Genomic DNA, 13,407 nt, shown 5'->3' on the forward strand with positions numbered 1-13,407 from the left:
CTAGCGCCAGGTGCCGACGCCGATGACGGGTCCGGCCTCAAGCCAGGATGACAACCCTGTGTAGGCATCGAAGCGCATGGCCAGGAGGACCTGCTGGCCCTCGTAGCGGAGTTCCACGATAACGGCGTCGGGCTGGACCTTGAGGAGCTCGGATTCGGTCGGCTTGCGCCGGCCAAGCAGCTCCAGTGAGCTGCGCCGGAAGGTGTGCTTGGGGCGGACGCTGAGTGAGACCAGGCGGAACCATTCGAGGTCGTTGTCCTGATAACGACAAACCCCCATCTGCCAGCTGTTTCCAGCCGTGCAAATGGAGGCGTCCACCGTACCCAGGGCGCGCCGCAGATTGAAGCGGCGCACCCCCGAAAGGCACAGTGCAAATACCAGCAACGCAAACGCAGTTGCCAGGACGATGAACGGCAAACCAATATCGTTCATCAAGGTCGTGCTAGCGGATCCCCGCAGTAGCCGCTTCGCCCATTTGGGCGTTGTCAGCAACAATGACCACCCTGTTGTTGTCGACAGAGAAGAATCCCCCGTCAACGACTACAGCGATGCGGTCACCGGATACCGGCTCGATTGCCAGCTCACCTTCGGCCAGAATCGCCAGCAGGGGCGAGTGGCCGGGCAGGATTCCGATTTCACCATCGCTGGTGCGGGCCTTGACCATCTTGGCCGCTCCGGACCACACAAAGTGGTCCGCTGCGACAATCTCAACCTCAAGCTCAGCCATATTACTTGGTCTGTTCCTGGATCTTGGCCCACTGGCGCTCGACGTCGTCCAGGCCGCCGACGTTGAAGAACGCCTGCTCTGCAACGTGGTCAAGGTCGCCGTCGCAGATAGCGGTGAAGCCTTCAACAGTGTCCTTGATGGACACGGTAGAGCCCTCGACGCCGGTGAACTGCTTGGCGGTGTAGGTGTTCTGCGAGAGGAACTGCTGGATGCGGCGTGCACGCGACACGACGATCTTGTCTTCTTCAGAGAGTTCGTCAACGCCCAGGATGGCGATGATGTCCTGAAGTTCCTTGTTCTTCTGCAGGATCTGCTTGACGCGGACGGCCGTGTTGTAGTGGTCGTGGCCGATGTACTGCGGATCCAGAATGCGGGAGGTCGACGTCAGCGGGTCAACGGCCGGGTACAGACCACGGGAAGCGATTTCACGGGAAAGTTCCGTGGTCGCGTCGAGGTGTGCGAAGGTCGTGGCCGGAGCCGGGTCGGTGTAGTCATCTGCGGGAACGTAGATGGCCTGCATCGAGGTGATGGAGTGGCCCTTGGTGGACGTGATGCGCTCCTGGAGGAGGCCCATCTCGTCAGCCAGGTTGGGCTGGTAGCCCACGGCCGACGGCATGCGGCCGAGGAGGGTGGACACCTCGGAGCCTGCCTGGGTGAAGCGGAAGATGTTGTCGATGAAGAGCAGCACGTCCTGGTTCTGCACATCGCGGAAGTACTCCGCCATGGTCAGTGCGGACAGTGCAACGCGCAGACGCGTTCCCGGCGGCTCGTCCATCTGGCCGAACACAAGGGCGGTGTCCTTGAGGACGCCGGCCTCTTCCATTTCGACCCAGAGGTCGTTACCTTCACGGGTACGCTCGCCGACACCGGCGAACACCGAGGTGCCGCCGAAGTTGCGGGCTACACGGGTGATCATTTCCTGGATCAGCACGGTCTTGCCGACGCCGGCACCACCGAACAGGCCGATCTTGCCACCCTTGATGTACGGGGTGAGGAGGTCGATCACCTTGATGCCGGTTTCCAGCATTTCGGTGGAGCCTTCCAGTGTCGCGAAGGCCGGAGCCTTGCGGTGGATAGGCCAGCGTTCGCTGATCTGGAGTTCGGACTCGGCAACGTCGAGGGGCTGGCCCAGCACGTTGAAGATGTGGCCCTTGACGCCGTCGCCCACGGGCACGGAGATCGGGGCACCGGTGTCCACCACGTTGGTACCGCGGACAAGTCCGTCGGTGGCCTGGAGGGAGATGGCACGGATCAGGTTGTCACCCAGGTGCAGGGCAACCTCGAACGTGATGGTTCGGGTCTCACCGTTGAGAGTGATCTCGGTGGTGAGTGCGTTGTAAATCGAGGGGATTGCGTCAGCCGGGAATTCGACGTCGACAACCGGGCCAATAACACGTGCAATACGACCGGTAGCACCGGACGTTGCGGCTACGTGATCGGTAGCAGTGGCAGTCATCTCTCTCACTTCACTCAGTAGATGGCGTGGGGTTAAGTTTATCTTTTGGTGCAGGTACAGCTGGATCCGGGCTCGTGCCGGCTAGGACGCGGACAACGCGTCGGCACCGGCAACGATTTCGGAAAGCTCCTGCGTAATTTCAGCCTGACGGGCAGTGTTGCGCAGACGCGTGTACTTCTTGATGAGATCCGTCGCGTTGTCGCCGGCGGACTTCATCGCACGCTGGCGGGCTGCGAGCTCGGAAGCTGCTGCCTGCAACATGGCGGCGAAGATACGTGATTCGATGTAGCGCGGCAGCAGGGCATCGAGAACCTGCTCCGTTTCCGGCTCGAATTCGTAGAGGGGCAGCAGGTCCGATTCGGACGCGGCTTTCTCTTCGACAACCTCGAGCGGCAGCAGACGGACAACCGTCGGCTCCTGGGTCACCATCGACTTGAAGCGGGTGTAGACGACGTGGATTTCGTCGACGCCGCCCTCTTCGTAGGCGTTGGCGAATTCGGCCAGCAGTGCTTCACTGACTTCGCGCGCGGTCGCAAACTCCGGTGCATCCGTGTTGCCGGTCCATACGCGGGCGTATTCACGGTTCCGGAAGTCGAAGTACGCCTGCGCCTTGCGGCCGACCAGGAGCGTCTTGACTTCCTTGCCTTCCCCGTGGAGCAGCTCGTTGAGGCCTTCGGCCTGCTTGAGGACACTCGCCGAGTAAGATCCCGCGAGGCCACGGTCCGAGGTGATGACCAGGACGGCGGCCCGGCGGATCTGCGCCGGCTCGGTGACCAGGGGGTGGTCGATTTCGCTCTGGCTTGCGACAGCAGAAACGGCACGCGTGATCGCGTTCGCGTAAGGCAGTGAAGCTGCTACGCGTGCGCGGGCCTTGCCGATGCGCGAGGTAGCGATCAGTTCCATCGCCTTGAAGATCTTGCGCATCGACGTCGTCGAGCTGATCTTCTGGCGGTAGACCCGGATCTGGGCTCCCATACTTATCCTTTCCTAAGATCCCGATGGCCGGGACTGCCGGAACCCGTGCGGGTCCCGGCAGTCCCTGCCAGCGAAACTAGCGCTTCTGCTTGACGATTTTTTCCTGGTCGACCTGATCCTCGCCGATGGGGGCGTGCTCCTCGTGCCCCGCACCGACCAGGAGGTTGTCTCCCTCGCCGAAGAAGCCCTTCTTGAAGTCCACGATTGCGGTCTTCAGTGCTTCAGCGGTGTCATCGTCCATGACGTTGGTCTGGGCCAGCGTCGTCAGGATGGAGGACTTGTGCTTGAGGTGCTCCAGGAACTCGGTCTCGAAGCGGTTGATGTCTTCAACCGGAACCTCGTCCAGGTGGCCGTTGGTGCCGGCCCAGATGGAGACGACCTGGTTCTCGACCGGGAACGGCGAGTACTGGCCCTGCTTGAGCAGTTCCATCAGGCGTGCACCGCGGGTCAGCTGCTGGCGCGATGCGGCGTCCAGGTCCGAGGCAAACATGGCGAAGGCCTGCATGTCGCGGTACTGGGCCAGTTCCAGCTTCAAGGTACCGGAGACCTTCTTCATGGACTTGACCTGGGCGGCGCCACCAACACGGGAGACGGACACACCGACGTCGACAGCGGGGCGCTGGTTGGCGTTGAAGAGGTCCGACTGCAGGAAGATCTGGCCATCGGTGATGGAGATCACGTTGGTCGGGATGTAGGCGGAAACGTCGTTCGCCTTGGTCTCGATCAGCGGCAGACCGGTCATCGAGCCTGCACCGAGCTCGTCGGAGAGCTTGGCACAACGCTCCAGCAGACGGGAGTGCAAGTAGAAGACGTCGCCCGGGTAGGCTTCGCGTCCCGGCGGGCGGCGGAGCAGCAGCGACACTGCACGGTAGGCCTCGGCCTGCTTCGACAGGTCATCGAACACGATGAGGACGTGCTTGCCGCCGTACATCCAGTGCTGGCCGATGGCCGAGCCGGCGTACGGTGCCAGGTACTTGAAGCCTGCGGGGTCGGACGCCGGGGAAGCCACGATCGTGGTGTATTCCAGGGCGCCGTTGTCCTCGAGGGTCTGGCGGACGGCTGCGATCGTGGATGCCTTCTGGCCGATCGCCACGTAGATGCAGCGCACCTGCTTCGTCACGTCGCCGGAAGCCCAGTTGGCCTTCTGGTTGATGATCGTGTCGATGGCAATGGCGGACTTGCCGGTCTGGCGGTCACCGATGATCAGCTGGCGCTGGCCGCGGCCGATCGGGATCATGGCGTCGATAGCCTTGAGCCCGGTCTGCATCGGCTCGTGGACCGACTTACGCTGGGTCACGCCGGGTGCCTGGAGTTCCAGGGCACGGGTGGTCTCGGCCTTGATCTCGCCGAGGTCATCGATGGGCTGGCCCAGCGGGTCAACCACGCGGCCGAGGAAGGCGTCGCCAACCGGCACGGACAGAACCTGCCCGGTGCGGTGGACTTCCTGGCCTTCTTCGATTCCGGTGAAGTCACCGAGGATGATGACGCCGATCTCGCGGACGTCGAGGTTCTGGGCCAGGCCCAGCGTGCCGTCTTCGAAGCGAAGCAGCTCGTTCGCCATGACCGAGGGAAGGCCCTCAACACGGGCGATGCCGTCACCTGCGGTTGTTACACGGCCGACCTCTACGCGCTCTGCGTTTCCGGGTTCGTAGGACGCCGCGAACTCGTTCAACGCATTACGGACGTCGTCGGCGTTGATGGTCAATTCGGCCATCTGCAGTCCCTGCTCTCCTGTTTTCGTGATCATCGTTGCTCACGATGACCGGGGTTTCTTGTCGTTAGGTTGTGCTTGTCCGGCTAGCCGGCAAGCTGACGCTGGAGCTGGCCCAGGCGGCCGGCGACCGAAGCGTCAACCACTTCGTCACCTACCTGGATCCGGATGCCACCGATCAGTGCCGGGTCAACGTTCATGTTGATCTTGAGCTCGCGCCCGTAAAGGGCGTTCAGCCCCGCCTGCAGGCGGCTGATCTGCGTCTCCGTCAGCGGACGGGTGACGTCGACCGTTGCAATCCAGCGCTGCTGGCGCTTGGCGGCAAGCTCGGCGAAACGGCGGACCAGCCTGGTGACCTTAAGCCCGCGCGGAGCCGTGACGGCCTGCCCGATCAGGACTTTCGCTTCCTCGCTCGCACCGGGTACGAGCTTGTCGGCGAGGGACACCTTGGCGGCCGGGCTGGCCTGCGGCTCGGACAGAGCACGCTGGACCTCGTGGCTGGACTCGACGGCCTGGTTGAAGGAGAACAGATCGTTCTCCAGCGATTCCAGTCCGCTGAGCCCGGAGGCAGAGACGGCCGACTTGTTCTCGGCAACAGCGATGACCACCGAAGCGGCAAGAGTCTCGAGTGCATCGCCGATATCCCGTGCCGATGCCCAGCGGGAGCTGGCCAGTCCGGCTGCGATTTCAACAGCGTCAGCGGATACTTTCCCGCCGAAGAGCTGCTTGACCAGCGCCGACTTTTCGTCACCGCTGCGGGACGGGTCAGTCAAAGCACGGCGCAAGCCGGCTGAGCTGTCCACGGTTCCCAGGATTCCGAAGAGTTCCTTTGCCAACTGCAGCGACGCGGTGGGAAGCTTGGCCTCCAGTGCCGCCAGCGCAGCGGCCAGCGATTCGCTCGATACACCTGCCATTACTTAGCTACACCCGCGTTCTGGTTCTCCAGATCTGCCAGGAAGCGGTCCACCACTCGGGCCGACCGTGCATCGTCGCTCAGTGCCTCGCCGACGATGCGGCTCGCCAGAGTCGTGGCCAGCGTGCCGACCTCCGCGCGGAGCGACACAACGGCCGCCTGGCGCTCGGATTCGATCTGCGTGTGGGCCTGCGCTGTGATGCGGGCAGACTCGGCAGCCGCCTTCTCCTTCAGCTCTGCAAGGATCTGGGCACCTTCGGCGCGTGCTTCCTCGCGGATGCGGTTGGCTTCGGTGCGGGCTTCCGTGAGCTGCTGCTTGTACTCTTCGAGTGCTGCGGAGGCCTCGGCCTGGGCCTTTTCGGCCTTGGCGATGCCACCCTCGATGGCTTCGGCCCGCTCTGCGAAGGTCTTCTCGAACATCGGGACAACGTACTTGACCACGATGAACATGAGGAGCGCAAAGCCGGCGAAGACGACAAGCATTTCCCAAGGATTGGGAACGAGGGGGTTAGTACCGCCTTCGGTGGCGGCTGAGATGATCGCTTGATTCATATTTCACCCGTCCTTATCTACTCGGTTCTGGATGTTCGGTTGTTCTGTTTACTTGAGAACGAACGCGAAGACCAGGCCGAGGATGGCGAGGGCTTCAGTCAGCGCGAGGCCGAGGAATGCGATCGGCTGCAGGACGCGCTGGGCTTCCGGCTGACGTGCCACGCCGTTGATGTAGGCAGCGAACACGAGACCCACACCGATACCACCGCCGATGGCGGAGAGGCCGTAGCCGACGAGGTTGAGGGAGCCGTTGATGGAGCCTTCCATTTTTTTGTTCCTTTCAAGATGCCACCCATGTGGCAGGTTGTTTGGTTTGCTTCATCCCCTAGAGGGGAAGACTATGTTGTGCCGTCTGGCCTTCTGCCGTCTGGCGCTGGGCCTAGTGGCTGTCGGCGTGGAGCGCGCCTTCGATGTAGATCGCGGTCAGCAGTGTGAAAACGTAGGCCTGCAGCACCATGATCAGCGCTTCGAGCATGTACATGGCGATCGCACCGCCAAGGACGAGTACGGACGCGCCCTTGAGGAGGACGTTTTCCTGCATCACGAGGAATTCGATGCCCGCACCGGAGATCATCACGATCAAGTGGCCGGCCAGCATGGTGGCGAACAGACGGAGGCTGTGCGTGACCGGGCGGACCAGGAAGTTGGAGATGATCTCGATCGGGACGACGATCGGGAGGATGTAGAACGGGACACCGGAAGGAACTGTTGCCAGCTTGAAGTACTTCAGGCCGTTCCTCTTGATGCCGATGGCGATCCAGGTGACGTAAACGATCGCCGCCATCACGTAGGCTCCGCCGACATGGGAGAAGGTCGGAAGCTGGATCAGCGGGATTGCACCGTAGATGTTGTTCACGAGGATGAAGAAGAACAGGCTGAACAGCAGCGGGACATACTTCATGAAGTCCCGGCCGCCGATAATGTCCTTGGCGATGCCGTTGCGGACGAAGCTGTAGGCAGCCTCGCCTGCGAACTGCAGCTTGCCGGGAACCAGCTGCTGCTTCCGCGCAGCGATCACAAAAAATGTAGCGATAATGACAACCGACAGGATTACCAGCAGCATCTGCTTGGAAAATCCTTCGGCCGCACCCCAGGGGATGATAGCCGGCAGGTGAAGTTCTTCAATTCCAGGAGGCGTGAAGGTTCCTGAATCTTGGGCCGGGAGCGCAAGCGCGATCAACGCGTTTCCTCTCTGCAGTGTCCATCATTGGGCGTTGGGCGGGGACCGGCGACATTGGTGCCCGCCTCTCCCCCTGTAAAATTATTTGGCATTACTGTTCCTCGTCCTGGGACGGGCCACGTGCAGCATCGCCGTCACCAGCAGAAGTTCTGTTACTGGTGAGGCCGTGCATATGAGAAAGATAGAACCCTCCCGCAGCTCCAAGCAGAGCGCCTGCGAGCACAATCCAGCGGGTTCCCCACAGATTATCCAGTCCCCACCCTATCAAACTCCAGACGATGATTCCGCCAACAATGTAGCTGAAGACGGCGATTCCGGCGTTGTATCCGCCGTCGCTTCCGTCGGTCGATACACCGGGGGCACCGGGCGTGGTTTTGGGTGATTTGGCTGGCTGGTTTTCTGGTCCGGTACGTGGTCCGCCAACTGGCCTGCGGCCGGATTTGCGGCTAAACATCGGTGCCGCCTTTTCGCGTTTCGGGATCGTTGTAAATCTGAAGCCTGGCCTTGCTGAAACCGTAAATTTCGGCTGCCTGCCAGAACACGACGGTGACGACGGCGCCGATCAGGAACCAGCGGTCGTGCAGCCAGGCCGGGGCGCCGATGACGAAGAGGACCACGGCGAAGCCGACAACCTTGACGAAGTACGTCGCGACGAACACTCCGATCGCTCCGGAGGGGTTGTTGCGGCCGACGAAGTGGCCCCCCGCGAGGCTGATGGCAAAGAAGGCCATCACCAGCGCGCCCCCGAACAGGGCGGACCAGAACCCCACGGCGCCGTTAAAGATGAAGGCGGCTGTGCCGGTCAAGACCAGTGCTGCGGCCGAAGCCGCGGAACTGATGGCCAGCAGCCTGAGCCACAGGGATTTTGTGGGGCCGGAGACGCCAACGGGTCCGTTGCCGGAAGCGGGTTCCGGTTCGGCGTTGGAGGTCATCAGATCCCAATCGTCGCTGGCGTATTGCTGGTCAAGGCAGGCGGCGAAGTACCGCCCCTGAATTCTACATTAGATAGAAATTATTCGGAAAAGCGCGTCGGAGCCGGTTCCCAGGGCATGCCGGTCAGGCTATTCGGGAGCGCGGGCCATCTGCCGCGGCCCGCGCTGGCGCAGGTACGGCCAGGCAGTCGCCACGGCCATGATTGCCGCGGCGGCCAGATCGATGGCGAGGACTATGTGCCAGGGGAAGATCGCGAAAGCGAGGCCGCCGAAGGCAAGGATGCAGGTCCACAAGTACATCAGCACCACGGCGCCGCGGTGCGAGTAGCCGATGTCCAGGAGTTTGTGGTGCAGGTGTCCGCGGTCCGCCGACCACGGCGACCGGCCCAGCGCTGTCCGCCGCACCACCGCCAGGCACAGGTCCAGCAGCGGCAGGAACAGCACCGCGAACGGCAACAGGATCGGGATGATCGTGGGGATGCCGTTGGCCCGGTCGTAGAGGCCCGAGCTGATCTGGCCGGTCGAGACGACGCCGGCCGAGGCCATCAGCAGGCCAATCAGCATGGCCCCGGAATCGCCCATGAAGATTTTGGAGGGGAACCAGTTGTGCGGCAGGAAGCCGACGCAGCTGCCGACCACGACGGCGGTCAGCAGGGTGGCTAGGTCCGAACGGTCCAGCAGGACGGCCGTGCGGTGGACCCAGTAGGCCGTGAGGAAGAACGCCGCTCCGCCGATGATCGCCACGCCCGCGGCGAGCCCGTCCAGTCCGTCGATGAAATTGAACGCATTCATGGTGGTGACGATCAGCCCGGCCGTCAGCACAATGCTCACGGCCTCGTTCTGGATCACGATCGGTTCGGGGATGAACGGGATGATTGTCATCCGGACCCCCCACGTGGCCACGACCAGTGCCGCGGCGCTTTGGCCGATCAGCTTGACCCACCACCGCAGATCCAGCAGGTCATCCGCCACGCCGACAACGACGATCACGGCGGCCCCGGCCAGGATTCCCCATGGCGCCGTGTTGTTCCGGAAGATGTCCTTGACGAAGAACGAATTGCTCGCCGTGACCAGGGCAACCAGCACGCCCGCGAAGATGCCGAGGCCGCCGAGCCGGGAGATCGGGGTGGAATGCATGTCGCGGCTGCGGATCGGGGAATACAGCTCCAGCTTGTTGCCCGCGAGCCGGGCGCCCCATGTCGCCGCGTAGGTCACGATCGCTGCCGTCAGCATCATGAGCAGGTACATGATCACGGGACGACCACCAGCCATACGCCGTTAGTGCCGTCAGCACGGTCAGCACAGGCACCGCACGCCGGCACGTCCCGCAGCACCGGACGCGCCGGTGAGCTGCGGAAATGGGGTGGATTCGATTGCGGTGGAACTGTCTTTCGAAAAATGAAACTTCTCCGTCGCCGTGCGCAGGGCAGGCAGTGCGTAGTGCCTGACAGGGCTGTATTACAGTGGACTCTAGTCAAGATACTAATGCCAACGGCCACCTGTCTTCGCGTCACACGGCCCTCTGCCGGCGGGAAAACCACTGACGGTCGTGCTGAAAGGACCCCGCGATGACCCCCTCGGTTGCAGTCGCTGCCGTGACGTTTGACCGTCCCAGGGAGCTGGCGGTCCTGATGGACGCCATCAACAACCAGACCGCTCCAGTGCAGTCCATTTGCCTCGTCGACAGCGGCACCGTGCCGTCGACGGACGTTGCCGGCCAGCACGCCAACGTGGACTATGTCCGGTCCGAGGCGAACCTTGGCGGCGCCGGCGGATTCTCGTTGGCCATCCTCAAGGCCGTGGCCAGCGGGGCTGACTGGATCTGGATGATGGACGACGACGCCGAACCGGCAGATCCCGGCTGCCTTGCCACGTTGCTCCGTGAGGCCCAGGAACGTGATCTGGACGCCGTCGTGCCCCTCGTGGTGGCCCCCGGCCACCCGGACCAGCTGTCCTTTTTCTTCCGGCTGGGCGGCAAGGTCACGCATGAGCGCGCTGAGGTGGAAAAGGTCGGATTCCTGCCCGACGACGGACACTTCTTCAACGGCGCCCTGATCCGTTCCGATGTCTTCTTCAAAGTCGGCCTGCCGGACATGCGCCTTTTCATCCGTGGCGACGAGGTGGACTTCACGCTCAGGCTCAGGAAGGCCGGGATCCGCTTCGGCACGGTGACCACCGCGGCCATCACGCACCCGCATGCCTTCGCTGAAACCAAGCACGTCTTCGGTGCGCGGTGGCACGTGATCGTTCCGGATTCCGCCTTCAAGCGCTACTTCTACTACCGGAACCGCGGGTACATGATCCGCCGCCACTTCCGGGTCAAGTCCTTCATCGCGGATGTGGGCGGCTACCTCGGCTACTTCCTGCGCAGCGGCGACTTCCGCGGGCTCGCTGACTGGTTCCGCGCTTTTTCGGCCGGTCTCCGCGGCAAGGGCTTCGGCCCGCTGGAGGACCAGAAGTTCTGACGTGCTCCCCCGCTGGCAGTCCCGCCGGCAGCCTAGGGCTGCCGGCGCAGGCGCAGGCGCCGGCGGAGCAGCAGGCCCAGCAGCACCCAGGGTTCGCCGAACACCCGGTAGGCCACCCGGTGCGGGTGGAGCATGAGCCGCCAGGCCCATTCGAGTCCGAGCCGGCCGATCCAGCGCGGCGCCAGTTTCTGCACACCGGCAATCTGTTCGATGGCGCCGCCGACGGCGCAATAGACCGCAGGCGGAAGCGCGGCAAGCCGGCGGGCCATGACCTGCTCCTGCAGCGGCATCCCGAGGCCCAGCAGCACAAGTTGCGGGCGCAGCCGGTTCAGCCATTCGACCGCGGCTTCCTCAACTTCCTTGTTCCAGCCTTCGCCGGGCATGCCGTCGACCCGCGCCGCGGGGACGATCTCCCGCAGCTTGGCCACGGCGCCGGCGTTGGCCACGGCGCCTGCACCGATGATCGCAATGCGCTCCAGTCCCGCGACATTGCCGAGCGCGGGAATCCAGTCGGTCGACCCCAGCCGGTAGTCCATCACCGGTTCCCTGCCGTCGGCCTCTTCGCTGGTCTTCGCCCAGAGCCAGAGCACCGGTGCGCCGTCGATCAGGACCACGTCGCTGCGCTCGTAGAACGAGCGGAAGGCAGGATCGGAGTGCAGCAGCGTCACGCTGTGCAGGTTGTGCCCCACCACGATCCGGGTACGGCCCTCGGCCATGAAGGCGCTGAGGACCGCAGTCAGCTCGGACACCGTCACGGGGGTCGCTTCGACGTCGAGGAAAGGGACGCGCTGACGCTCCAGCGTCATGCGGAACCGGGCTCCGGCGCAGCGCCCGCCGCAGCGGCGGACTCTGCAGCGGCGGACTCTGCAGCGGCGGGCTCCGCAGCGGGCTCCGGAGCACCGGCGGCGTTGCCGTCGATGTCCAGGACGCCGGGCACCACGCCGCGCAGGCGGTCGAGGCTGATGGCTCCCTGCCGGACGACGCGCAAGGGCAGCGCCGTCGCGTCGACGATGGTCGAGGCGAGGGCGTCGGCGCCGTCGGCGGGCCGGGGTCCGCCCTCCAGGTAGACCTCCACGGATTCCGCCAGCTGGGCTTCGGCGTCCGCGGCGGTCTGCGCCGCGGCGTGCCCGGTGCGGTTCGCGGAGGACACCGCGAGGGGTCCGGTAAGCGTCAGCAGGTCCTGGGCGATCTCGTCGGCCGGGATCCGCAGGGCGACCGTGCCCTTGGTCTCGCCGAGATCCCAGTCCAACGACGGCTGGGCATGCAGGATCAGGGTCAGGCCGCCGGGCCAGAACGCCTCGGCCAGCCGCCGCGCCTCGGCCGGAACGTCCGTGGCCAGGCCATCGAGGGCGTTCAGCCTCGGGATCAGCACGGGCGGCGGCATCTTCCGGCTCCGGCCCTTGGAGGCGAGCAGCAGGGTCACGGCAAGGGGTGAAAAGGCGTCGGCGGCAATCCCGTAGACCGTGTCCGTGGGAAAGACCACGCACTTGTTCTCCCGGATGGCCCGCTGGGCGTGCTCAAGTCCCGCAGCGCGCTGCCCGGCCGCCGTGCAATCGTAGCTAGTCGTCACTGGCCTATTCTTTCATCACTTGTCACACGATTATTCGCAGGCGTCGGCCCTGACGGTGCCAGGACGGCGCTGGTGGCGCGGTCCTTGCCGTTGAGGTCACGGTGCGTTGTCACCTCGGCGAACACCGCGGCGCGGTTGAGCATCGCGGCGATCCATTTCGACTGGACCTCGGCGTGCTCCATCACGAAGTAGCCGCCGGGGACCAGCAGGCGGGCAGCCGAGGCGGCCGCCGCCGTCGGAAGTTCCATCCCGTCCGCTCCCCCGCCGTAGAGCGCCTCGGGCGGGTCGTGCAGCGCCACTTCGGGTTCGTTCGGGATCGCTTCGGCGGGGATGTAGGGCGGGTTGGAGACGACGACGTCGAACGTGCCGTTGTGTTCGGCCAGCGCGTCGCGCAGGTCGCCACGGAGGAGGTGGACGCCCAGGGGAGCCAAGTTTTTCGCCGCCCACGCGTGCGCGAATTCGCTGAACTCGACCGCGTGGACTTCCGCGCCGGGAACCTCATGGGCGATCGAGCCTGCAATGGCACCGGACCCGGTGCCCAGGTCAACGACCTTGGGGCGCGCCAGGCCGTGCAGCCGTTTCCTATCGCTGAGCCAGTCCAGGACCAGCTGCACCACGGATTCGGTCTCCGGCCGCGGGATGAACACACCGGGACCGACGGCGAGTTCGAGGTAGCGGAAGTGCGCTACGCCCGTGATGTGCTGCAGCGGGATCCGCTGCGCCCGTTCGGCGACGAGGTCGGCGTAGCCTTCCGGCGCCGGCGAGTCCCCGAGCATCAGCGCGCGCAACCGGCCCAGTCCGACGCCGAGCAGGTGCCCGGCCAGGAGCTCGGCGTCCACGCGCGGGCTGGGCACGCCGGCCTCCGCGAGGACCGCCGTCGCCTCGCTGACGGCCTCCGCGAGGCTCGGACCATCACCTGCAGTCAT

The 13,407-nt window shown here is 64.4% G+C and carries 16 protein-coding genes; 1 reads left to right on the forward strand and 15 read right to left on the reverse strand.

Features of this window, described 5'->3' with window-relative positions:
• The 12 genes from AC1DRO_RS18140 to AC1DRO_RS18195 all read right to left on the reverse strand — a co-directional run bounded on the left by AC1DRO_RS18140 (window position 1) and on the right by AC1DRO_RS18195 (window position 9,700).
• Window positions 1-432 carry a DUF2550 domain-containing protein gene (locus tag AC1DRO_RS18140; RefSeq protein ID WP_028276062.1) on the reverse strand — a complete coding sequence of 144 codons (432 nt, stop codon included), beginning with the start codon at window positions 430-432 and terminating at the stop codon, window positions 1-3.
• Window positions 433-442: 10 nt separating this feature from the next.
• A complete protein-coding gene (locus AC1DRO_RS18145) occupies window positions 443-727 on the reverse strand; it encodes a F0F1 ATP synthase subunit epsilon (protein ID WP_018775711.1) in 285 nt (94 codons plus the stop codon).
• A 1-nt stretch (window position 728) separates the two neighbouring features.
• Window positions 729-2,183 (reverse strand): F0F1 ATP synthase subunit beta, encoded by a 1,455-nt coding sequence (atpD, locus tag AC1DRO_RS18150; protein WP_018775710.1) that lies wholly within the window; start codon window positions 2,181-2,183, stop codon window positions 729-731.
• 81 nt (window positions 2,184-2,264) lie between these two features.
• The gene (locus AC1DRO_RS18155; RefSeq protein WP_476951900.1) at window positions 2,265-3,158 is read right to left on the reverse strand and encodes a F0F1 ATP synthase subunit gamma; all 894 of its coding nucleotides are present in this window, start codon (window positions 3,156-3,158) and stop codon (window positions 2,265-2,267) included.
• 76 nt (window positions 3,159-3,234) lie between these two features.
• Window positions 3,235-4,872: a F0F1 ATP synthase subunit alpha gene (gene atpA, locus AC1DRO_RS18160; protein WP_028276064.1), complete on the reverse strand. Its 1,638-nt coding sequence runs from the start codon at window positions 4,870-4,872 to the stop codon at window positions 3,235-3,237.
• Window positions 4,873-4,955: 83 nt separating this feature from the next.
• Window positions 4,956-5,783 (reverse strand): F0F1 ATP synthase subunit delta, encoded by an 828-nt coding sequence (locus tag AC1DRO_RS18165; RefSeq protein ID WP_223916019.1) that lies wholly within the window; start codon window positions 5,781-5,783, stop codon window positions 4,956-4,958.
• Window positions 5,783-6,334 carry a F0F1 ATP synthase subunit B gene (locus AC1DRO_RS18170; protein WP_028276066.1) on the reverse strand — a complete coding sequence of 184 codons (552 nt, stop codon included), beginning with the start codon at window positions 6,332-6,334 and terminating at the stop codon, window positions 5,783-5,785. Before AC1DRO_RS18170 ends, AC1DRO_RS18165 begins: the two co-directional genes overlap by 1 nt.
• Before the next feature lie 48 nt (window positions 6,335-6,382).
• Window positions 6,383-6,601 (reverse strand): ATP synthase F0 subunit C, encoded by a 219-nt coding sequence (atpE, locus tag AC1DRO_RS18175; protein WP_028276067.1) that lies wholly within the window; start codon window positions 6,599-6,601, stop codon window positions 6,383-6,385.
• A gap of 112 nt (window positions 6,602-6,713) precedes the next feature.
• On the reverse strand, window positions 6,714-7,514 hold the full coding sequence (gene atpB, locus AC1DRO_RS18180) for a F0F1 ATP synthase subunit A (RefSeq protein ID WP_028276068.1): 801 nt from the start codon (window positions 7,512-7,514) through the stop codon (window positions 6,714-6,716).
• A gap of 91 nt (window positions 7,515-7,605) precedes the next feature.
• The gene (locus tag AC1DRO_RS18185; protein ID WP_476951901.1) at window positions 7,606-7,968 is read right to left on the reverse strand and encodes a hypothetical protein; all 363 of its coding nucleotides are present in this window, start codon (window positions 7,966-7,968) and stop codon (window positions 7,606-7,608) included.
• Window positions 7,961-8,446, reverse strand: a complete 486-nt coding sequence (locus AC1DRO_RS18190; RefSeq protein ID WP_476951902.1) for a hypothetical protein — start codon at window positions 8,444-8,446, stop codon at window positions 7,961-7,963. Before AC1DRO_RS18190 ends, AC1DRO_RS18185 begins: the two co-directional genes overlap by 8 nt.
• A gap of 129 nt (window positions 8,447-8,575) precedes the next feature.
• Window positions 8,576-9,700, reverse strand: coding sequence for an MraY family glycosyltransferase (locus AC1DRO_RS18195; RefSeq protein ID WP_476951920.1), 1,125 nt, complete (start codon window positions 9,698-9,700; stop codon window positions 8,576-8,578).
• Window positions 9,701-10,014: 314 nt separating this feature from the next.
• On the opposite strand from AC1DRO_RS18195, the gene AC1DRO_RS18200 reads away from it, so the two are divergent.
• On the forward strand, window positions 10,015-10,911 hold the full coding sequence (locus AC1DRO_RS18200; protein WP_459385198.1) for a glycosyltransferase: 897 nt from the start codon (window positions 10,015-10,017) through the stop codon (window positions 10,909-10,911).
• Window positions 10,912-10,943: 32 nt separating this feature from the next.
• Here AC1DRO_RS18200 and AC1DRO_RS18205 read toward each other — a convergent pair whose 3' ends face one another.
• From AC1DRO_RS18205 to prmC, 3 genes are read right to left on the reverse strand one after another with little or no spacing between them, the layout of a single operon-like run.
• The gene (locus AC1DRO_RS18205) at window positions 10,944-11,717 is read right to left on the reverse strand and encodes a WecB/TagA/CpsF family glycosyltransferase (RefSeq protein WP_476951903.1); all 774 of its coding nucleotides are present in this window, start codon (window positions 11,715-11,717) and stop codon (window positions 10,944-10,946) included.
• Window positions 11,714-12,481, reverse strand: coding sequence for an L-threonylcarbamoyladenylate synthase (locus tag AC1DRO_RS18210; RefSeq protein ID WP_476951904.1), 768 nt, complete (start codon window positions 12,479-12,481; stop codon window positions 11,714-11,716). Before AC1DRO_RS18210 ends, AC1DRO_RS18205 begins: the two co-directional genes overlap by 4 nt.
• Window positions 12,478-13,407 (reverse strand): peptide chain release factor N(5)-glutamine methyltransferase, encoded by a 930-nt coding sequence (gene prmC, locus AC1DRO_RS18215; RefSeq protein ID WP_476951905.1) that lies wholly within the window; start codon window positions 13,405-13,407, stop codon window positions 12,478-12,480. Before prmC ends, AC1DRO_RS18210 begins: the two co-directional genes overlap by 4 nt.

The organism is Arthrobacter sp. P4_F11 (genome assembly GCF_056401395.1).